This window comes from Novosphingobium meiothermophilum (assembly GCF_003171715.1).
Classification (GTDB): domain Bacteria; phylum Pseudomonadota; class Alphaproteobacteria; order Sphingomonadales; family Sphingomonadaceae; genus Novosphingobium; species Novosphingobium meiothermophilum.
The window spans coordinates 430,802-451,074 of the sequence record NZ_QGHL01000004.1 but is presented as its reverse complement, the minus strand read 5'-3'; the positions used below and the strand labels follow the sequence as shown (position 1 = coordinate 451,074).

Here is a 20,273-nt window from a genome sequence, read left to right as displayed (position 1 = left end):
GCGGGCCTGACCGGCCATTCGCAGCGCCGCGGAAGCCGCGCCTGTTGCATCGCGCACAGGCGCGGCCCATATCGCGCGCTAACGAGGCGTCATGTTCAGCAAGTTGCGTTCCCTTTTCACCGCGCCCGATCCGGGGCCGCAAACCCCGCCCGAACCTGTGGCAAGCGTGCCTGCGGGCCAGCGCGTCTATGCCATTGGCGACATTCACGGGCGGCTCGACCTGTTCGAGCAATTGTTGCAGCGCATCAAGGCGGATGACGCCGCCCGTCCCAGCGCCGAAACCACGCTGATCCTGCTGGGCGATCTGGTCGATCGCGGCCCGGACAGCCGCGGTGTGGTGAGCCGTGCGATGGAACTTGTGGCAGGCGGAAGCGTGCGCGTGCTGGCCGGCAATCACGAGGAAATGATGCTGGGCAGCCTCTCCAGCGAGGAGACTCTGCGCCACTTCCTGCGCCATGGCGGCCGCGAAACGCTGTTCAGCTATGGCCTTCAGCCCGAAGACTATCGCCGCTCCACGATCGAAGAACTCCAGCAGCGCATGGCGGCGCTGGTTCCCGCCGAACATGTTGAATTTCTTCAATCTCTGGAGGATCGTATCGTCATTGGTGACTATGCCTTCGTCCATGCCGGGGTAAGACCGGGCGTTGCGCTCGATGCGCAGAGCCTTTCCGATCTGCGCTGGATCCGGCGCGAGTTTCTCGATCATCCCGGCCCCCACGGGCATGTCATCGTGCATGGCCACACGATCGTTCCCGATCCGGTTGTTCTGCCCGGCCGCATCGGCATCGATACCGGCGCCTTCGCTTCGGGCAAGTTGACGGCGCTGGGCATGGAAGGGAGCGAACGATGGTTCCTCTCGGCGTTCATCGCGGCCGAGGCTGACGAGGCGCCCTGACCGTTTTCGCTTGTGCAGCAATTTTTGCTCGCTGTTGCACTATTGCCACTTCATTCCACTTATTGCCGGCAATCCGCTGCTTCGGCAATAAACGAACAATTGGCCGGGCTGTTCGGGCAATGAGCTTTCCGCCGCCCCGGCCATGGTGTCACCCCGTCGCAATATCGTCATTCTGGTGTCATTTGAGACCGGTTTTGAGGGCGCAGATGGGCGTCTAAAGGCGGTTCCGTCGGGACGGGCATGGCTGATTCTTGCAGTCACAGCCTCCACCGGCCGGGGTCAACCGCGCGGAAGCACGCCCGCGCCACAACCGCGCCATCGCGGCGCAACAACGGGGTTCGAACATGCACCTGAGATTTCTTCTGGCGGCCAGCGCGGCCAGCCTGACGCTTGCTACCGCAATCGCAACGCCGGCCTTTGCCCAGGAAACCACTTCCTCGATCCGTGGCACGGTGACGAACAACGGCACCGCGATCCCGAACGCGCAGGTCACGATTACGCACACCCCGTCGGGCACGGTCAGCACCACCACTTCGGACGCCAGCGGCAACTTCAGCGTCAGTGGCCTGCGTCTGGGCGGTCCGTTCACCGTCGAAGTGACCGCCGAGGGCCTGCCGCAGGCTTCCGTAACGGACATCTACCTCGCCGCCGGCCAGCCCTTCCGTCTGCCGATCGATCTCAAGGGCGATGACGTGATCGTCGTGAGCGCCAACGCGATCCGCAGCACTGCCCGCCTCGATTCGGGCGCAGCCACCGTGCTGTCCGTGCGCGACATCGCAGGCGTCGCCAACGTTAACCGTGACATCCGCAACCTTGCCGCGCGCGACCCGATGGTGAACATCGACCCCACCAACGGCGGTGCCATCTCGATTGCCGGGCAGAACAACCGCTTCAACCGCTTCACTGTTGACGGCATTGCCTTCGGCGACCCGTTCGGTCTGGAAGCGGGTGGCCTCGTTTCCACGCGCGGCCCGGTCCCGCTTGATGCCATCGGCGAGTTTTCGGTCGAAGTCGCCCCGGTCGACATCCAGCAGGGTTTCTTCCAGGGCGGCGCGATCAACACCCAGCTCCGTTCGGGCGGAAACGATTTTACCGCGCTGGCTGCGGCATTCTACCAGAACGACAGCATGCGCGGTAAAACCGCTGCCGGGCTGACGCGTACGGGTCAGTTCAAGTCGCAGATCTACACCGCACAGATCACTGGGCCCATCATCAAGGACAAGCTGTTCTTCGCGGTCACCTACGAACGACTGCGCGATTCCGTGCCGGCAGGCGTGACTCCCGGCCAGCTTGGCATCACCGATGCCCAGATTCAGCAAATCCAGAACATCGGCAACAGCGTTTACAGCTTCGATCCGCTTGGCGTTGCCAGCTCGGTGCCGGAACGTGACGACAAGGTGGTTGCCAAGATCGACTGGAACATTGCGGACGGCCACCGTGCAACCGCAACCTACATTTACAACAAGGGCAACGTCCTCGCCGGAACCACCGGCATCGGTGAACTCACCGCCACGAACCCCACTTTCGCGCTCCAGTCGAACAACTACAATCAGGGCGCGATCAACCACTTCGGCGTGTTCCAGCTGAACGACCAGTGGAGCGACAGCTTCTCGACCCAGGTCCGCGTGTCCTATGCCGATTACAAGCGCCTCCAGCAGCCCTTCGGCGCCACCACGTTCGGCCAGTTCCAGGTCTGCCTTGACGGCACGTCGAGCGCACCGCCGCTGACCTGCCCGGCCGGTATTCGCCGTCTCACCTTCGGTCCGGACATCAGCCGCCAGGCCAACGAACTGGATTCGCAGTCGCTTGCGGTCGAGTTCCAGGCCAAGCTCGAACTGGGCGCCCATACGCTCAAGTGGATCGCCGAGCGCCGCCGTCAGGACATCCGCAATCTCTTCGCACAGCGCGTTTCGGGTGCATGGTATTTTGACTCGGTGGCCGATCTTCAGGCCCGCCGCGCCAACGAAGTCGACTTTGCCGTGCCGCTGCGCGGTGGCATCGACACCGTCACCGCGCTGTTCGAGAACAACAGCTGGACCTTCGGCATGCAGGATACGATCGACGTTACCGATCGTCTGACTGTTACGGCCGGGTTCCGCTGGGATCTGTTCGATTCGCCGGATCGCCCGTTCAACAACACTGCCTTTTTTGACCGTTTCGGCTTCACAAACACCGCGACGCTCAACGGGCGTGAGCTGTTTCAGCCGCGCTTCGGCTTCAACTGGAAGGCGTCAGATCGTCTGAAGGTGCGCGGCTCGGCCGGTCTGTTCGGTGGCGGCAATCCCAACGTTTGGATTTCCAACAACTATTCCAATCCCGGACCGACGCTGGGCCGCGCTCAGGTGCGTCGTGCTGCCGATGGCACCTTCACCATCTCCGGCATTTCGGGTCTGACCAACGCCCAGATTCAGGCGATTGGTGCTGCAACGCTGAACAATGTTTCGGGCGGCACGGGCATTCCGCAGTCGCTTATCGATGCTATCCGCACGACCGGCACCGCCGGTTCGCCCACGAACGCACTTGATCCGAACTTCAAGGTGCCTTCGCAGTGGCGCGTTTCCGGCTCGGTCGATTACGAGGCCGATCTGGGCGGTCTGGGCGACGACTGGAAGTTCGGTGTCGACGTGATCTGGTCGAAGGTCCGCAATGCGCTGACCTGGGTCGATCTGCGCTCGGTGCCGGTGGGCACCCTGCCTGATGGCCGCATCCGTTACGGCGTGCTGCCTGGTCAGGGAACGACCACCAACACCGACATGCTGCTTACCAACACCACGAAGGGCTACAGCTGGAACGTGGTGGCCCGCTTCGACAAGCGCTGGGACAGCGGCTTCCGTCTGGGTGGTTCCTACACCTTCCAGCGAGCGAAGGATCTCAACCCCGGCACGTCCTCGGTTGCCTTCTCGAACTACACCAACGCCACTGCGGGGATTGATCCCAACAATGCGGCCTATGGCATCTCGAACTACCAGCGCGACAATGCCTTCCGCATCGTTGCCGGCTATGATGCCGAACTGTTCGGCGACAACGTCACTCGTTTCGAGCTGTTCTTCAACTCGCAGTCGGGCCAGCGCTACAGCTATACCTTCGCCGATCAGGCCTCCGGCAACAACCGTTCGGCTGTCTTCGGTGTTACCGGAACGAACAACCGGTACCTGATGTACGTCCCGAATGTGTCGTCGCCCACTGCCGACCCGCGCGTGACTTATGCTTCGGGCTTCGATTTTGCCGGCTTCCAGCAGTTCATCCTGAACTCGGAACTGAAGGACTATCAGGGCCAGATCGCTCCGAAGAACATCGGCAAGTCGCCGCGCTGGAACAAGCTTGACCTGTCGGTGCGTCAGGAAGTGCCCTTCGTGTTTGGCGGCAAGATGGAACTGCTGCTCGACGTCGAAAACGTCCTGAACCTGATCGATTCCGATTGGGGCGCCATCAAGCAGGTTGGGTTCCCGTATTACGGAACACTGGTCAACGTGACTTGCAACAACAACACGAACTGCACCCAGTATGTCTATTCGAACCGCTCCGGCACCAGCTTCGTTGCTCCCAACGAGGCCGTGCAGATCAACGGTTCGTTCTGGGGTCTGCGGATCGGCGCACGCGTGAAGTTCTGATCGCGAACGCCAGCGTCTGAAACAGGCAAGCGCGGGAGAGGCAGCTCTCCCGCGCTTTCTTGTGTCCGGGCTGTTCGCGGGGGTTGTGTGGCGGGGGGTTGCGGGTTCAGGCGTCGGGCACTGCCGGATAGCTTTCCAGCACCGGTCCCAGCGCTGCCTTCAGCGGCTCAAGCCAGGGCTCATAGGGTTTCCACGCTTCCAGCCCATCCTTGTAGATGGGCTTGCGCACCTGTTCCGAACTGGCGGTGCGCACCGCGCGTTCGGTGCGGTAGAACTCAAGGCACGCCGGCTCGAACGAAACGCCGATATGATCCAGCAGGCGGCGCACCTCGGCTTCGGTATCGGCCACCATGCTTTCATAGAAAACGCGGTGCACCGTGCCCGGCGCGGCCTTGTCCCATGCGGCCATCATCATCACGTAATCGCGGTAATAGCGGCCGATATCCGCCAGATCATAGGTGAAGGTCTGCCCGCGTGCGAAGTGCTGCTTCCATCCCGAAAAGCAGCACGACATCGGGTGCCGCCTGGCATCCACGATCTTCGCATTGGGCAGGATCAGGCGGATGAGGCCCACGTGCTGCCAGTTGTTGGGCATCTTGTCGATGAAGCGGGGGCGGCTGGTCTGGCGGTGGATGCGCGTGCGCTCGATGTATTCCTCGCCCAGCCGCGTGCGATCGGCCGGAGAAAGCGCGGCGATCATCGCGCCGAAATCGGCAAACTCGCCCTCGTCCACCCGCGATTGCAGGCGCCCGGCAATCATCATCATCTCAGGCAGTTCCATCGTGCCTTCGATCTGCGAATGGCTGGCCATGATCTGTTCAACCAGCGTGGAGCCGGAACGCGGCAGGCCCACCACGAAGATCGGATCCGGGGCAGGGCAGCCGCCCCCTGATCCATCAATGCCCATGCGGGCGATGAAAGGTGCGGTGAAGGTCAGGGCCGCCGCGCGCACTTCGGCCGAAAAGGCATCGGCATCGTGGCGGATCATCGTGCGGCGCAGCGCATTGCCCTTGGCATAATGCGCGAACGAGGCGGCATGATCGCGCGCGTCCTCGAAGGCCTTGCCCAGCGAGAAGTGCAGGTGGAACACGTCCTCGCGGCGGTCGTCTCCGGCGCCTGCCAGCGATGCCAGCGCGGCTTCCATGGCCGCAATGTCGTAGGGGCCAAGCTTCACCGTCTTCAGGTTGGCAAGGCTCCACCATGCTTCGCCCATCGTGGGCTGGCGCGAAACGGCGGCGCGGTAGGCATCGACCGCGCCTGCCTGATCGCCCAGCGTTTTCAGCACATGGCCAAGGTTCTGCCAGACCTGCGGCTGATCGGGCTGCTCGGCCAGAAGCGCGCGGTAGATCTGCGCTGCCCGTTCCTGCTTGCCCAGCCGCACCAGCACCGATGCCAGCAAGAGGCGGTTGCCGGGCGCGGGCACCGGTGAACGGGCCAGCACTTCGGCCTGTTCCAGCGCTTCGGGCAGGCGGTTGGTCTGGAGCAGCAGGCGGATCAGGAAATCGCGCGCCAGATCAAAGCCGGGGGCCAGCGCGACCGCGCGCTCCACCCGTTGCAGGGCCGGAGTCATGTCGCCCCGCCGCCATGCGACTTCGCCATGCAGGCGCAAGGCTGCCGGATCATCAGCCGCGCGCGCCAGCCGCGCCGTCAGCAGGGCATCGGCCGTGTCGAGATCGCCTTCGTTCACCGCATGTGCGGCCTTCAGCAGTTCGGGATCGCGCGATGATGCGTGGATGCCCGAAAGATCGGCGCGCCACGCATCCTCGTCGCGTCCGGCCTTGCGCAATTGCCGCGCCAGCAGGAACCAGCCCGCCGCCACATTGGGCTGCAATCCGGTCAAAGCCTCAAGCGCGGCGATGGCGCGGCGGCTGTCGCCCAGATCGGCCGCCACCTGCCCCAGTTCCCAGAACACCGCCGGGACGCGCGACTGGCCGCACGCCAGCGCATCGAGCCGCGCGAGCGCCTGTCTGCCCTTGCCCATGCGGCGCAGCGCGCGTGCGGCAAGGAACTCTGCCGGAGGAAAGCCCGGTGCCTGCCGCAGCACCCCCTCGGCCTTGCCGAGCGCCACATGGGGCTGTTTTTCCAGCAAGCCTTCCGCCTCGGCCAAAGTGCTGGCGGGCGAGGGCGGCGGGCGGAATTGCTGGATCATTCCGCCAGCCTAGGCCGCAGGCCGCGCATTGGGTGTACGCGATTCAGCGCAAGGGCTGGCGCAATTCGGGCGCGGCATCAACTGGCGCAAGCGGGACAATCCGCAAGCGCTGCCAGAACGGCATCACGGCTGGCAAGTCCGCGCGCAGCAATCCAGCCCGTTGCCTGCGCCACGGCAAAGCTCACGCCATGAAGGTTGCGGCGCTGCTCCACGCCGGGGATCGGGCGCGGAAAGCCCGATGCCATGACCTTCGTGCCATCATCGCCAAGGCGCAGCGTCCCGCACGGCTGGTCCCAGTCCAGCGCCACGCCCAGCACATCGGGCAGGCATCCGGGCCAGCACGGCTGCCCTTCCGCCTCGAACGCGGCCACGATCAGCGCGCCCTGCGCGGCAGCTTCGGCGGCAAGTGCTGCGAAAGCATCGGCATGGACAGGGTTGGCCGTGCCAAGGCTGAGGTTGACCAGATCGCAATCTTCCTCAAGCGCCAGCCTGATGGCGGTGGCGAGCGCGCGCGCCGAAGCGCGCAGACCATCGCGGAACACGCGGATCGGCAGCACCTGCGCATCGCGTGCCAGTTCCTGAATCGCGGCAGTCACGGCGGTGCCGTGGCCCAGCCGGTCAAGCATGTCCGCTTCGCCTTGCAGCACCGTGCCGTCGGCCAGAACGCACAGGCCCGGCAGCAGCCGCGCCGCGTCGATATGCGGGTGCGCGGGATGCACGCCGCTGTCGATCACGGCAATCCGCCTAGCCATGGGCGATGATCTGCGGTTCGATCATCGCCGTGGCCCGTTCAAGGCGGATGACGTGATCGGCAAGGTCAGCAAGCGCGGGCTTGTGGGTAATGACGATCAGTGTGGCATCGGGCAGGGCCTTGCGCAGGCCCTTGGCGACAAGCTGCTCGGTCGCCTCGTCAAGCGCGGCGGTGGGTTCATCAAGGATCAGGACATCGGGCTGGCGCAGCAGTGCGCGGGCAATGGCGATGCGGTGCCGCTCGCCCGCCGAAAGCGCAAGGCCGCGCTCTCCGGTGCGGGTGGCAAGCCCATCTGGCAGGCGCGCGATCAGCCCGTCCAGTCCGGCGGCGCTGGCGGCCCCGGCAATGGCGGCATCACTGGCTCCGGGCCGCGCAAAGGCGATGTTGTCCGCGATCGAGGCATTGAACAGGAAGGGTGCCTGATCCACCAGCAGCACCCGTGCGCGCAGATCGGCCAGCGCCAGATCGCGCAGGTCCATCCCGTCGACGGTCACGCGCCCGGCCACCGGATCCAGCAGACGCACCAGCAGGTCCGCCAGCGTCGACTTGCCCGCGCCTGATGGCCCGATGATGGCGGTGAACGATCCTGCCGGGATGGCAAGGCTTGCCTTGTCGAGCACCGGCTCGCGCCCGTGGTGCATGGTCACGCCCTCAAGCCGGATTTCGCGGCGGACGGCGGGCAGCGGGCAGGGCGCGGGGGCCTCTGTCACTTCGGGCGCGGTATCGAACAGCTCGAAGATGCGCGCCAGCGCCACGCGCGCGGTGGCAAGGCTGGCGGTCAGGCCCATCAGCGCCTGCACCGGGGCCAGCAGACGCCCGTGATAGGTGATGAACGCCACGAGCGCGCCGATGGTCAGGGTGCCATCAATGATCTGCTTTCCGCCATAGAGGATGACAGCGGCGCTGGAGGCGGTCACGATCGTGCCGGGCAGCGCGCCTGCAAGGAACGAAGTGGTCTGCATCCGCAGCATCGTGGCCACGAAACCGCCGTTGGCCGTGGCGAACCGCTCTGCCTCGTGGTTTTCGGCACCCAGCGCATTCACCGTGCGCATTCCCAGGATCGTATCTGCCAGCAGGCTGCCGATATCGGCGCCGCGTTCGCGCATCTGGCGGGTGAGCTGCGTCATCCTGCGCTGGAAGTGCAGGAATGCGCCCACCGCCAGCGGCACCAGCACCGTGCCGACAAGGAACAGCTTCCAGTCAAGCCACAGCATCATGCCCACCGAACCGGCAAGGAACAGCACGTTGCTCAGCACCGAAAGCAGCGTATCGCCTGCCACGCGCTGCACGTCCGAGACATCGCTGTTGAGGCGCGACATGAGATCGCCCAGCCGGAAACTGCCATAGAAGCGCGGGGAAAGGCGTTGCAGGTGGCGCAGCAGCGCGACACGCATGTCGAACAGCATCTGCGCGGACAGCGCGACATAGCGATAGGAGACCAGCGCATTGACCGCAAAGCCTCCCAGCGTTGCGCCGACCATAAGTCCCGCCACGCGCAGCAGCATGTCCCAGTCGCGCTTCATCAGCGCTTCATCGATCATCAACTTGGAAATCCAAGGCTGCGCAAGCGTCAGGCCCGTGGCAAGAAGACTGCCGCAAAGGACCAGCACCAGCCGCGCGGCATAGGGGCTGAGCCACGGCCAGAGCCGCCGGTAGGTGCTCCACGGCGCGATTTTCGGCGCCTCGTTCATGCCGCCCTTTCGCAGCCGAAGGCGGGGCGGCGGACCAGGTCGAAGCCGTGCAGGGCAAAGCGCGGTTCGGATCGCCTTGCCAGCAGCGCGGTGGTCTGGTCGTAGCCGGCCCTCGTGCTGGCATAGTGTTCGTGCCACCAGCGGCCCGTGCCGCCATTGGCGTAGAACGGCAGCGAAAGCTGAAGATGGCGGCGCAGCGCCGCCAGCAGGAGCGAATGATAGTGTTCGGCCAGCAGCGCAGGGTCTTCGCCCCGCGCCAGCGCGCCGATCAGCGCGGCGGCAAGAATGCCCTCGCGCGCGGCCTGGGCGGTGCCATCGCCGCAGATCGGATCAAAGGCAATGGCCGCGGTGCCGCACGCCAGCCAGCCATCGCCCGCCAGCCCGGCCAGCATCCGGGGGCTGGTATCGAACTGCCCGCCAGAGGGGGCCATGCTTTCGATCAGGGGGGCGATCATCGGCGCGCTGGCCGCCAGAACTTCCGGCGCGCCGCCCACCGCCAGCAGCCATGCATCGCCGTGCCCATCGGGGATGAGAAACAGCCAGCCCGCATCCACCGCCTCGATCCAGCAGGTCTGCGCAGGCGCATCCACCCTCAGCCTTACTCGTGCGGTTGAGGAAAGACGCTCTCCAAACCGCAGCACTTCTGCGGCAGGAAAGGGCGGCATGGCATGGATGGCGAAGCTCTTTTGAACGGCCTCGGCTTGTCTGGTCGCTGCCCCTTGTCCAGTGCCGTTTCCGTGGGGAAGCAAATCAAGAACATCTGCAAGGTCGTCTTCCGAGACAACCACCGCGCCGTGGGGCATTGCGCTGGCCTCGGCGCTGCCCCACTTCACCACGCGCCGCGCGATCCGGGGCCTGTCCGCAAACAGGGCGGGCTGGCCGAAGACATCGCGCAGCAGGCTCAGCGCCGCATCGCTGAGCATGATGACCGGGACCGGACGGCGAAGGCCGGGCTCGCGCAGGAACGCGAACCCGGCCCGGTCCAGAAGGTGCGCGGACGTGGCAATCGCGACACCTTGCCCCCTCAGAAGGATCGACGGCGCGGTCACTGCGTGATGATCATCCCCGCGCCCGTGGTATCGTTTCCAAGATCGATGGTCTTGATGTGTTGCAGCGTCTGCGCATCGTACATCTCGATGTCGTAGCTCGCGCCATAGATGTAGAGCATCTTGCCATCGCCCGACATGCCGAACTGGAAGCGCGTGCGGCAGGGGAACTCGGCCTTGTTCTTCACCAGGTTGGTCGTCAGGTCGAGGTGCCAGAACTCGCAGCGCTTGTTGCCGACCTTCTCCTGCGTCACCACGGTCCAGCCTTCCTTCATGTCCTTTGACACTTGCAGGCCAGCCATGCCCCCGCCGACCGGCGCGGGGCCGATGGGGCGGAAATCGAAGGACTTCGTCGCCAGATTGAAGCGGCCGACGCCATAGACCTTGTTGCGGATGTAGGGGTCTTGCGCCGTGAACATCGAGACATACTCGGCCGGGTTGCGCAGGGTTTCCACGCCCCCGCCAAAGCTCACACCTTCGATGCCGGTCGCTTCCGGCTTCGAAAACTCCAGCCGGTCCGTGACCTTCAGGGTGGCCGTATCCACGATCATCACCTTGTCGCGGATCAGGAACATGGTCTTGCCGTCGGGCGACATCATGTAGTTGCCGCGCCCTGCGCCCGTGCGCACGTCTTCTTCGGGCACATCGGCGGTGCGGACCACGGCCTTCTTCGTCAGGTCGATCACGCCAAACATCTGTGGGCTGATGGTCCAGCGGTCCTGAAGCTTCTCGAACCTTTGCAGCATGGTGTAGAAGAATCGGCCCGAAGGATCGGGCACCCCGCCGTTGAAGCGGTAGCGCGTGGTCGGGGTGTTGAGGCTGAAGGAATTGACCACCTTTCTGGTGGCCGTGTCGATCACCTCGATCCCGCTGGTCGTGATCGTGGTGACGTAGATCTTCTTGCTGTCGTTCGACAGGCGCATCGAAGTGGGCAGGCCCGATGCCAGCGTCAGGCGGTCCTTCACCTCGCCGGTCGCCTCGTCGACGATCAGCATCTTGTCCGGGTAGGAACCCATGAACACGGTTGACGCAATGGCCGGCACGGCGCCCGCAGCGATTCCGGTGGTGAGAGCAGCAATCGCAAGACCGAGTTTCTTCATGGCGTGTTCTTCCGCAGGGAGATGATCGAAAGGCGCGGGCATCGAAAGGCGCGGGCGATGCGCGAGCTTTACGGGAAGATGATGTCGAGGCTGCGCCAGTCCTTGGCCGCGGTCGCGCAATTGCTGGCCCAGTCGGGCGAATAGTTGACGTGATCGGGCACCTGCACCGGCCAGAAGCAGGTGACATAGCAATCGTAGATGTCGCGCTCTGCCGGCTGGCACAGACCCGCGGTGCCGCCGCCCGCATCGACTTCCCATCCGGGCGAGAACGAGATCGAGCAGCCCATCGGCGTGTGCATCGGCTTCTGCTGGAGCGCGATCACGTCCTCCTCGGTGGAGGAGATCGTTTCCTCGATCCGCAGTGCCTTCTTGTTGAGGGGTTTCAGGTGCTTCATGACAAGCCCTTTCGTGCAGCAAAGCGTTCAAGAAACTCAGGATTGCGCCGGGCGACCGTGCCGTAGATCTTGAGGCAGGTTTCGGTCCATTCGCGGATCCAGTCGCAGTAATGCAGATTGGCGTGGCCCGTATCGCCATAGCGGACGAAGGCTTCGTGATGGCAGCCGCCCGCACAGAGCGGCCGCGCCCAGCAGGTGGAGCATTCGTATTTCGCGCCCACGTGGCCGCGCGTCAGGAAATCGGTGCGCTTTTCCTTGTCGAGGCCGGTCGTCACATGGCCCAGCACGTGGGTATCGGCATCGGTGAAGCGGTGGCAGGGCGAAAGATCGCCCGACGGGCTGACGCCGACCAGTCCCAGTCCCGCGCCGCAAGGGTGCGACTTGTTGGTGCCCTGTATCAGTTCGCTGATCGTTTCCGATACGTTGGAAAACCCGTGCATCTCGCCGCGCAAGGCGAAGCTGAGCCATTCCGCCGCGAGTTCGTGGAAGGCGGCAACCACCGTGTCCATGCCATCGGCATCGAGCGTGTAGGCCTGCGCGCCGGAATCCGTTACCGGCGCAAAGCCCACTTCGTGAAAGCCGAGATCGTCCTTCAGATGGCGGTAGATGCGGATCACGTCGGTCACGCCTTCGGTAAGGGTGACGCGGGCGGTGATCGCGCGGGTCTTGTGCCCTGCAATAAGCTTTCTGAGCCGCGGCTCCATCACCGCATAGGAACCCTTGCCGTTCTTGTAGATGCGATGCCGGTCCTGAAGATCGGGCGGGCCATCCATCGAAACCGTCACGCCGATGGCCTGATCGGACAGGAACTGGATGATTTCGTCGGTCAGCAGCGTGGCATTGGTCGTCAGGCTGTAGGTCATGCGTTTGCCGACTGCGGCCGCTGCCTCGTTGGCATAGAGCACCACGTCGCGCAGCAGCTTGAAGTTCATCAGGGTTTCGCCGCCGAAGAAGGTGATGTGCGGCACCTCGCGCTCGCCCGAACTCTTGAGCAGGAAATCGACCGAGGTCTTCGCCGTTTCCAGCGACATGTATTTGGGCTTGCCCGCAGGGGTGGCGATCTTGTCTGCGCCGAACTCGTAGCAATAGGTGCAGGCAAGGTTGCACTGGTTCGTCACGTTCAGCACCAGCGCCTGCAACGGATAGTCCTCAGGCGGGGCCGCAGGGGCCAGCGGCGCTTCGCGGATCTCGTCCGAGACGATGCCGCGCACGGCGCGCAGTTCGCGGATCAGATCTTCGGCATCGGCGCGCGAATAGCCCTTTTCGACCAGCGCGCCCACCATTTCGCCATAGGCCAGCTGCCTTTCGCCCAGTAGCGCCATGACGCTGGCCGCGCCTTCATCCAGCGCGAAAATGGCGCCCGCCGAAGCCAGATAGACGAAGCCCGCGCCTTCCGCTTCGAACAGGTGAATGTCGCCGCGCCGATATTTCGGGGCAAGGGTCGTCGTCACTTGGCCACCTCCGGCTGATCCCAGCGCTTGTAGGCGGGCACCGTCACGACCATGAACGAGCGGCCCTTGAGCGGCTTGCCCAGCGCATCGAACTCGTTCTTGGCAGTAGCGACGACCCAGACTTCGCCGTAATTGTTGCGCCCCCACTTGCGTTCGGGATTGGGGCCGTCGATTGCGGGCGTGAACAGCGCGGTCTGGCTCAGTTTGCCGACATAGTTCACGTCGTCGTCGTAATAGACGGTCTGCATTTCCTCCATCGTCCAGGTCACGTCGATGGGGCCAAGCGCAACATCGTCGGGTGTGTAGGGCTTGCCGTCGAGACCGGCGTCAAAGCCGATGGCATCGAACTGGGCATGGCCGGGCGTGTGCTTTTCGCTCCCGCCAAGCCGGGCAATCGCGGTTTCCGGCGTGACCTTGATGTAATCGACCTTCCTGTAGATCGGCAGCCCGGCCGCCAGCACCGATCCGCCAAGGCCGACATCGTGCGCACCGACCGGGGCATCGGCCGCCACATCGACGCTGAGCACCGCCTGCGTCGGGCTGGCGGAAACGATCTTCGTAACCGTCACGCCCTTGCCCAGATCGATGTCGGCGGGTTTCAGGCCAGCGGGGAAGGCATCGCCGATCAGGGTCAGTGTTGCGCCCTTGGCACCGGCCTTCAGGGCATAGGGCCAGACGGCTGAAACGGTGGGCTCCGCGCTTGCGCGGGTCAGCTTCACGTTGAAGCCGAACTCCTTGTAATCGCCCCAGAACCAGCGGCCTTCGGCCGACTTTCGATCGGACGAGAACAGCATGGTCTCGCGCGTTTCGTGGTCTTCGGGGGCATCGGGCCGCGCGCCTTCAGGCCCGCTCGACGAGGTGCCGCGCCACGAATATCCGGTATAGACCAGCCCCTTGCCCCGGCGCGTGAGGGTGGACCCATCCGCCAGCGACCGTAGCGTGATGGTGGTGGCGTAATCATCCTCGTCACTGGCCGGGGTGACGATCATCTCGCCCGCGTAAAGCCCCTTGCCGGGCAGGAAGGCATTGACCAGCCACTTGCCGCCCAGCTTCGCCGACTGCTGGCGGGCCTGCCATTTCGTCCATTCGGGCGTGACGAGCGGAGCGTGCCTGTTCATGTATTCAAGCGCGACCTCGACTGGCAGCGGCTTGGGCGCGCCATTGGCGGGGACAGGCTGCGTCGGGTCTTCCACCGGCTTTCTGAACTGCGCGTCGGCCTGCGAATACATGGCCACGTGCAGGTTGCGCAGCAGGCTCCATTCCGCCTTGGACCGCCGCCACGACAGCGGCTGGGCAAAGGCATGACAGGCCGCACACGACTGGCGGATCGTTTCGTTGGGAATGTTGGTTTCGTTGATGTTGCGGTGTTCGGGCAGATAGGCGACCGGCTTGGCCTCTTCCGGGGCAAGGCCATGCGTGGCCGAGAGCGAGCGGATCACGCCGCGCGCCTCGGTGGGGGTGAGGGAAAGCCCGTTGAGCGCCGACATGCGCCGGATGACCTGCGCCCAGCCTTCCGGCGTGGTGCGCACCCACGATATGCGGGAAAGGTTCCCCTTCGCATCTGCGGTATGGCATGTGCCGCACTTTTCGACGACCAGTGCATCCTTCACAGGAATGCCGGTTTCACTCTCGACCGGGTTCGAAGGATCGCGCGGCGGCTCCTTGGCGGCCTGCGCCGCCACGATCGAGGCCGGCAGCGCCGTGATCGCAAGAAACCGCCACAAATGGGCGCGGCGCGCGCCTTGGGGCACAGGATGGTCCTGATCGGCGACGGGTTGACGGGTAACTGTTCGGGCCACGCTCATCTTCGCATTTTCCCCCAGATGCCGCGCCGGGACCGGAACGAGTCGAGTGCGGCGACAGGCAAAGACTGGACAGGTGTCAAAAGTTCGTCAACGCCTTTCTTGTGCAAGTGCGAAACAGCGCGGGGAAGGGTTCGGCCATCCGCATGGCGCTGATCCCGGTGGCGGCGGGCTTGCCCTTGATCCCCGGATGATCCACCAGTTGCAGAGTCCCGGCCATACGCGGATCGCGCAGGGCGGATCGCGCAGGGCAGGGCGCACAGGCCCGGCCCGCTTTCGCCGGGCGGAGGGAGTGCCTGCTTGCCCGATTTCGTCCAGCCAGTCACAGCCGCGCCGACCGAGCTGCTTTCGGGCCAGATCCTCTCGGACCAGATGCATTCTGGCCAGCCGCTTGCCGGTCTTGCGGCTGCGGTGCTGGCCGGGCTGATCGTGGGTGTCGAACGTGGCTGGACCCAGCGCGAGAAGCCCGCAGGCGGGCGGGTGGCAGGTATCCGCACCTTCGGCATTCTTGGCCTGATCGGCGGTCTTTCCGGCCTTCTCCCGGATGCGGCTATGGCGGTCCTGCTGGGTGGGGCAGCGCTTGTCATCGCCAGCGGCTATCGAAGCGCGGTGCGCGGGGATCAGCTTTCGGCCACCAGCGCGCTTGCCGCCGTGCTGACGCTGGCGATCGGCTGCGTGGCCACGCGCCTGTCCCCCATGCTTGGCCTTGGCACGGCGGCAGCCAGCTTTGCGCTGCTGCGCGCGCGCCATACCCTGCACGCCTTGCTGCGCGGCCTTGATGAACGCGAGATCGAGGCCGTTGCCCGCTTCCTGCTGGTGGCGCTGGTGGTTCTGCCGCTTCTGCCCGATGCCGAGTTCGGACCTTACGGGGCGTGGAATCCCCGCAAGATCTGGATGGTGGTGGTTATGGTCACGGGCCTCTCCTTCGTGGGCTATGTGCTGGCGCGCAGGATGGGCCAAGGTGAAGAGCAGGGTGAGGGGCGGGGGCAGGGGCGGGGTCAGGGGCGCGGCATCATGATCGTCGCGCTTACCGGGGCGCTGGTTTCATCGACTGCGGTGACGGCCGCCTATGCACGGCGGCTTCAGACCGAACCGGAGGCGCGGGGGGCTCTCATTGCCGGAATTGCCCTGGCGTCGGTGGTCATGTTCATCCGCGTGCAGGTGCTCACCCTCGTGCTGGTCCCGCGTGCATGGCCCAGTCTGGCGCTGGCGCTGGCCCCCGCGGTGATCGCCGCGGTCGGCATGGCCGCGCTTGCCTGGCGGCGGCAGGCAGCGCCCGCGCGGGGCTGTCTGAACCTTGGCAACCCGTTCGACTTCCGCCCCGCGCTTATCCTTGCAGGGTTCGTGGCGGTGCTTTCGCTGGTGGCGCGCTGGGCGCTGGCGCAGTTCGGCGGGCAGGGCATGGCCTTGCTGCTGGCGCTGACGGGGATGATGGATGTCGATGCCGCCGTGCTCACCCTTTCGGGTCTGCCGCGTGCCGCCCTTGGCGATGAACTGGCTGGGATCGTGCTGGCCGGGCCGGTCATTGCCAACACGGTGCTCAAGGGCTTCATGGCCCTTGCGCTTGGCGGCGGCAGACATGGCATGCGCGCCGCCGCGCCGCTGCTGGTGGCCGCTGCTGCATCGGCCATCGCCATCAGCCTTGAATGGTGGACCTGAAGGTCGAGGGAGCCGCGACGGGCCATGGGCTGCGCGGCTCCCCGATGGCGAAGCGGATCAGGTCTTGCTTGCGATCCAGTCGTCGACCCGGCGTTCGAGAATCGACAGCGGCTGCGATCCCGATGCGATCAGCAGATCGTGGAACGCCCTGATATCGAACCTGTCACCCAGCGCGGATTCGGCCTTGCGGCGCAGTTCCATGATCTTGAGCATCCCGATCTTGTAGCCGGTGGCCTGTCCCGGCAGCGTGATGTAGCGGCGCACTTCGGAACGCGCGGTTTCCATCGGCTGGCGGCCGGTCTGGTTCATGTAGGCCACGGCCTCGTCCTCGGTCCAGCCCATGGCATGAATGCCGGTATCGACAACCAGACGTGCGGCCCGGAACAGTTCGGCATCAAGCCGCATGAAATCGGCGGCAATATCGGGAAACGCACCCATTTCCTTGCACAGCGCCTCGGCATAGAGCGCCCAGCCCTCGCTGAAGGCGACATAGCCGGTGACGGCGCGGAACTTCGGCCCGCCCTTCTGGCGCACCTGGATATCGCCCTGCATGTTGTGGCCGGGAACGGCTTCGTGGCACATCAGCGTATAGAGTGCCGCCGGGTCCTCGGTATCACCGACGAGGTGGACAAAAGTGCGCGCAGGCCGCGAACCGTCGGGGCTGGGCGCAGAGGCATGGGCGGCGCCGCCCGGCACTTCGGAAAAGGCGGGTTCGCGCACCACTTCGATGCCATAGGCGGGCAGCGTGCCAAAATAGGGTGCCAGCATCGAGCGGGTCTTGGCGACGAAGGCGTTGGCTTCGGCAAGATAGGCCGCGCGGGCGGCATCGTCATAGGGCTTGGGAGGATAGAGCCTTGCCCGTTCGGCATAGAAGGCATTTCGGTCGGCAAGGCCCGCCTGCCGCGCAAGGGCATCCTGCTCGGCCTCGATCCGGGCGACTTCGGCGCGGCCGATGCGGTGGATCTCCTCGGCGGAAAGATCGGTCGTGGTGTTGAGTTTCAGCGCATTGGCATAGAACGCCGCGCCGCCGGGCAGCGAAACCGCGCCAACCCGGCCGCCGGGGGCCTTGGGCAGGCTGGCCTTGCCCCACGCGATCACGCGGCCATAGGCAGGCTTCAGCGCAAGGATCGCCTGCCGTGCCTGCGCCAGAAGCTTGTCCGCCTCGGCCTGCTCCAGCTTGCCGTTCTTGACGAGTGCGGCAGTCTTGGCCTTGACGTCTGCCCACAGCGCGGCATCGGGGCCCTTGTCGAAGGGAGCGCCGCTGACAAGCTTTTCGCTCCCCGAAATCACCGTCTCCACCTGGAAACGGGGCGCGCGGATCCCGGCGGCCTCGCTCGCCACGGTGCGCGCGATCGCCACATCAAGCACGGCGGGAATGCCGCGCAGGCGGGCGATGTAGTTCTTCAGGTCCGTCACGTCGGCCACGGTGTGCGTGTTGACGAGGAAATCGGGCAACTGGCTGTGCACTGAATAGAGCCGCGAGTAGAGCGGCGGGCGGAACATGCGGTCCTTGTTGGCAAGGGCGGCACGATCTGCCTCAAGCGCCCATATATCGAAGTTCACCTGCGCTTCGGGAGAAAGTCTCGCCCGGTCGAACTGCGCGCGCATCCGTGCCACGCTGTCCTGCCGCCATGCCACCTCGGCATCGGCAGCGGCGTCACTGATGTCGTTCCACTTGTCGCCGCCCTCCTTCATGCCAAGGCGCGTTGCAAGCTGGGGCTGAAGCCTGACCCAAGCGGCAAACTCGGCATCGAGGAAGGCGGTAAGGCGCGCGTCTTCGGTGATTGCGGCACTGGCCGGTGCGGCCATGGGCGCAGTCTGCGCAGATGCGGCAAGGGGCGCGGCCAGCGCGCAGGCAAGCGCCGCAAGACTGGCGGCGATGACAGGTTTCATGCAGGATCCTCTGGCAACATTGGTGGATTGATAGCTTGGCGGCCTTGCCCGGCACGGCGAGATGCGCCTTGCCGGAAACGGCAGGCTTGTGGCGCACTGAGGCCCATCATGGCAACCTGCCTGTCATGCCAGATCGTCGCAAATGAAACCGACCTTGTTGAAAACCGGCCTTGTCGGCAGCGATGGACGGCCATCGATCCTGTTGACGAGCGCCCCCTGATCGTGGCAGGGCGCGACACATTGGCGGGCGTTGCTCCGCCACCATCCGGCACGTGCCAGACCGGCCCGCCGCGGGTGTAGCTCAATGGTAGAGCAGAAGCTTCCCAAGCTTACGACGAGGGTTCGATTCCCTTCACCCGCTCCAGCGCTCCCTTCGCAGGCGCCAGATGCGTCTGGGTGCGCCGGTGCCAGTGCGTTCAGCTTCGGAATATCTTGCCCGGATTGAGCAGGTTATCGGGATCGAGCGCGCGCTTCAGGGTGCGCATCAGGTCCACCGCGTCTTCGCCCAGTTCATCGACAAGGCAGTGCTGCTTGCCCAGCCCCACGCCGTGCTCTCCGGTGCAGGTGCCGTCCATGGCCAGCGCTCGCTTCACCATGCGCTGGTTGAGCGCTTCGACCGCAGCCATTTCTTCGGGCGCTTCGGGGTCGATCGAGAAGATGAGGTGGAAGTTGCCGTCTCCGACATGGCCGACGATGGTGGCAGGCACCGGGCACTGGTCAAGCTCGGCGCGGGTGGCCAGAATGCATTCGGCAAGGCGGCTCATGGGCACGCAGACATCGGTGGTGAGGCCGATGGCGCCGGGACGCAGGTTCACGGCAGCATAATAGGCCTCGTGCCGTGCCCGCCACAGGCGGTTGCGCTCTTCGGCAAGGGTGGCCCACGCAAATGCCCCGCCGCCATTGGCAGTGGCGAGCGCGCGGACGGTTTCCACCTGTTCGGCAACGCCCGCTTCGCTGCCGTGAAACTCGAAAAAGAGGGTGGGCGCTTCGGGCAGGCCCAGTTTCGAGCGCAGGTTTACAGCGCGCACCTGCATGGCATCGAGCAGTTCAATGCGCGCCATCGGCACGCCGCAATGGAACGCCTGCACCACGGTTTCCACCGCGCCGGCAAGGCTTTCGAACGTGCAGGTGGCGGAAAGGATTGCCTCAGGCACGGGGTGGAGCCGCAGCGTGATGGCGGTGATGATTCCCAGCGTGCCTTCCGCGCCGATGTAAAGCCGCGTCAGATCATACCCCGCCGCCGATTTCTTGGCCCGCCGCCCGGTGCGGATGATCTTGCCCTGCGGCGTGACGACTTCGAGGCCCAGCACGGCTTCGCGCATGGTGCCATAGCGAACGGCATTGGTGCCCGATGCGCGGGTGGATGCCATGCCACCGATGGTGGCGTTGGCGCCCGGATCGATCGGGAAGAACAGACCGGTATCGCGCAAGTGCGTGTTCAGCGCCTCGCGCCGGATACCGGGCTGCACGATGCAGTCGAAATCAGCGTGGCTGACCGCGAGCACCCGGTCCATGCGCGACAGATCGAGGCTGACGCCGCCCTCGACCGGCAGCGTGTGTCCTTCAAGCGAGGTGCCCGCGCCATAGGGCACGATGGCCACGCCCGCAGCGCGGCAAAGGTTTACGCAATCGACCACGTCCTGCGTGTTTTGTGCAAACACGACGGCATCGGGCAGCAGGGTCTGGTATTGCGATTCGCTGGCGCCGTGGTGCGCGCGGGCGGCAAGGCCCGTCTCGCACGCCGGGCCGAAGCGGGCTTCGAGCGCCTGCATGAAGCCCTGAGGCACGGGACGGGGCGTGGCGGCAGTCTGCATCTGTTCACCTGGCGGG

14 protein-coding genes and 1 tRNA gene are annotated in these 20,273 nt (G+C 65.2%); 4 read left to right on the top strand and 11 right to left on the bottom strand.

The features are described from left to right. The first annotated feature begins 91 nt into the window (after positions 1-91). Both DKM43_RS02610 and DKM43_RS02605 read left to right on the top strand, forming a co-directional pair. A complete protein-coding gene (locus DKM43_RS02610) occupies positions 92-895 on the top strand; it encodes a metallophosphoesterase family protein (RefSeq protein ID WP_109796889.1) in 804 nt (267 codons plus the stop codon). 344 nt (positions 896-1,239) lie between these two features. Next, positions 1,240-4,506, top strand: a complete 3,267-nt coding sequence (locus tag DKM43_RS02605) for a TonB-dependent receptor (RefSeq protein ID WP_109796888.1) — start codon at positions 1,240-1,242, stop codon at positions 4,504-4,506. A gap of 106 nt (positions 4,507-4,612) precedes the next feature. Here the strand turns inward: DKM43_RS02605 and DKM43_RS02600 are convergent, their stop codons facing one another. The 9 genes from DKM43_RS02600 to DKM43_RS16435 all read right to left on the bottom strand — a co-directional run bounded on the left by DKM43_RS02600 (position 4,613) and on the right by DKM43_RS16435 (position 15,111). Then, complete coding sequence (locus DKM43_RS02600) at positions 4,613-6,655, bottom strand: tetratricopeptide repeat-containing sulfotransferase family protein (protein WP_109796887.1); 2,043 nt, start codon at positions 6,653-6,655, stop codon at positions 4,613-4,615. 77 nt (positions 6,656-6,732) lie between these two features. After that, on the bottom strand, positions 6,733-7,407 hold the full coding sequence (gene qhpE, locus DKM43_RS02595; RefSeq protein ID WP_109796886.1) for a subtilisin-like serine protease QhpE: 675 nt from the start codon (positions 7,405-7,407) through the stop codon (positions 6,733-6,735). Further along, the gene (locus DKM43_RS02590) at positions 7,400-9,097 is read right to left on the bottom strand and encodes an ABC transporter ATP-binding protein (RefSeq protein WP_109796885.1); all 1,698 of its coding nucleotides are present in this window, start codon (positions 9,095-9,097) and stop codon (positions 7,400-7,402) included. Before DKM43_RS02590 ends, qhpE begins: the two co-directional genes overlap by 8 nt. Next, positions 9,094-10,146, bottom strand: coding sequence for a hypothetical protein (locus tag DKM43_RS02585; protein WP_109796884.1), 1,053 nt, complete (start codon positions 10,144-10,146; stop codon positions 9,094-9,096). Before DKM43_RS02585 ends, DKM43_RS02590 begins: the two co-directional genes overlap by 4 nt. Next, the gene (locus DKM43_RS02580) at positions 10,143-11,243 is read right to left on the bottom strand and encodes a YncE family protein (RefSeq protein WP_109797064.1); all 1,101 of its coding nucleotides are present in this window, start codon (positions 11,241-11,243) and stop codon (positions 10,143-10,145) included. Before DKM43_RS02580 ends, DKM43_RS02585 begins: the two co-directional genes overlap by 4 nt. 68 nt (positions 11,244-11,311) lie before the next feature. Further along, on the bottom strand, positions 11,312-11,638 hold the full coding sequence (qhpC, locus tag DKM43_RS02575; RefSeq protein WP_109796883.1) for a quinohemoprotein amine dehydrogenase subunit gamma: 327 nt from the start codon (positions 11,636-11,638) through the stop codon (positions 11,312-11,314). Continuing rightward, positions 11,635-13,089, bottom strand: a complete 1,455-nt coding sequence (gene peaB / locus DKM43_RS02570; RefSeq protein WP_109796882.1) for a quinohemoprotein amine dehydrogenase maturation protein — start codon at positions 13,087-13,089, stop codon at positions 11,635-11,637. Before peaB ends, qhpC begins: the two co-directional genes overlap by 4 nt. Beyond that, the gene (peaA, locus tag DKM43_RS02565) at positions 13,086-14,894 is read right to left on the bottom strand and encodes a quinohemoprotein amine dehydrogenase subunit alpha (RefSeq protein ID WP_109796881.1); all 1,809 of its coding nucleotides are present in this window, start codon (positions 14,892-14,894) and stop codon (positions 13,086-13,088) included. Before peaA ends, peaB begins: the two co-directional genes overlap by 4 nt. A gap of 76 nt (positions 14,895-14,970) precedes the next feature. Beyond that, positions 14,971-15,111 carry a hypothetical protein gene (locus DKM43_RS16435; RefSeq protein WP_161554019.1) on the bottom strand — a complete coding sequence of 47 codons (141 nt, stop codon included), beginning with the start codon at positions 15,109-15,111 and terminating at the stop codon, positions 14,971-14,973. Between the two features lie 80 nt (positions 15,112-15,191). Here DKM43_RS16435 and DKM43_RS02560 point away from each other — a divergent pair, with 80 nt between their 5' ends. Next, positions 15,192-16,550, top strand: coding sequence for an MgtC/SapB family protein (locus DKM43_RS02560; protein WP_236632340.1), 1,359 nt, complete (start codon positions 15,192-15,194; stop codon positions 16,548-16,550). A gap of 57 nt (positions 16,551-16,607) precedes the next feature. Here the strand turns inward: DKM43_RS02560 and DKM43_RS02555 are convergent, their stop codons facing one another. Further along, entirely contained in the window at positions 16,608-18,443 is a 1,836-nt protein-coding gene (locus tag DKM43_RS02555) for a DUF885 domain-containing protein (RefSeq protein WP_109796880.1), read from the bottom strand. 290 nt (positions 18,444-18,733) lie between these two features. Between DKM43_RS02555 and DKM43_RS02550 the strand changes: the two genes are divergently transcribed. Then, positions 18,734-18,807 (top strand) — tRNA-Gly (locus DKM43_RS02550). Positions 18,808-18,859: 52 nt separating this feature from the next. On the opposite strand, the gene DKM43_RS02545 is transcribed toward DKM43_RS02550, so the two are convergent. Further along, positions 18,860-20,257, bottom strand: coding sequence for an FAD-binding oxidoreductase (locus DKM43_RS02545; RefSeq protein WP_109796879.1), 1,398 nt, complete (start codon positions 20,255-20,257; stop codon positions 18,860-18,862). Positions 20,258-20,273 lie beyond the last annotated feature (16 nt).

Coding starts and splice junctions, on each gene's coding strand:
- DKM43_RS02610 (WP_109796889.1), top strand. CDS start 92: ATGTTCAGCAAGTTGCGTTCCCTTTTCACCGCGCCCGATCCGGGGCCG.
- DKM43_RS02605 (WP_109796888.1), top strand. CDS start 1,240: ATGCACCTGAGATTTCTTCTGGCGGCCAGCGCGGCCAGCCTGACGCTT.
- DKM43_RS02600 (WP_109796887.1), bottom strand. CDS start 6,655: ATGATCCAGCAATTCCGCCCGCCGCCCTCGCCCGCCAGCACTTTGGCC.
- qhpE (WP_109796886.1), bottom strand. CDS start 7,407: ATGGCTAGGCGGATTGCCGTGATCGACAGCGGCGTGCATCCCGCGCAC.
- DKM43_RS02590 (WP_109796885.1), bottom strand. CDS start 9,097: ATGAACGAGGCGCCGAAAATCGCGCCGTGGAGCACCTACCGGCGGCTC.
- DKM43_RS02580 (WP_109797064.1), bottom strand. CDS start 11,243: ATGAAGAAACTCGGTCTTGCGATTGCTGCTCTCACCACCGGAATCGCT.
- qhpC (WP_109796883.1), bottom strand. CDS start 11,638: ATGAAGCACCTGAAACCCCTCAACAAGAAGGCACTGCGGATCGAGGAA.
- peaA (WP_109796881.1), bottom strand. CDS start 14,894: ATGAGCGTGGCCCGAACAGTTACCCGTCAACCCGTCGCCGATCAGGAC.
- DKM43_RS16435 (WP_161554019.1), bottom strand. CDS start 15,111: ATGGCCGGGACTCTGCAACTGGTGGATCATCCGGGGATCAAGGGCAAG.
- DKM43_RS02555 (WP_109796880.1), bottom strand. CDS start 18,443: ATGAAACCTGTCATCGCCGCCAGTCTTGCGGCGCTTGCCTGCGCGCTG.
- DKM43_RS02545 (WP_109796879.1), bottom strand. CDS start 20,257: ATGCAGACTGCCGCCACGCCCCGTCCCGTGCCTCAGGGCTTCATGCAG.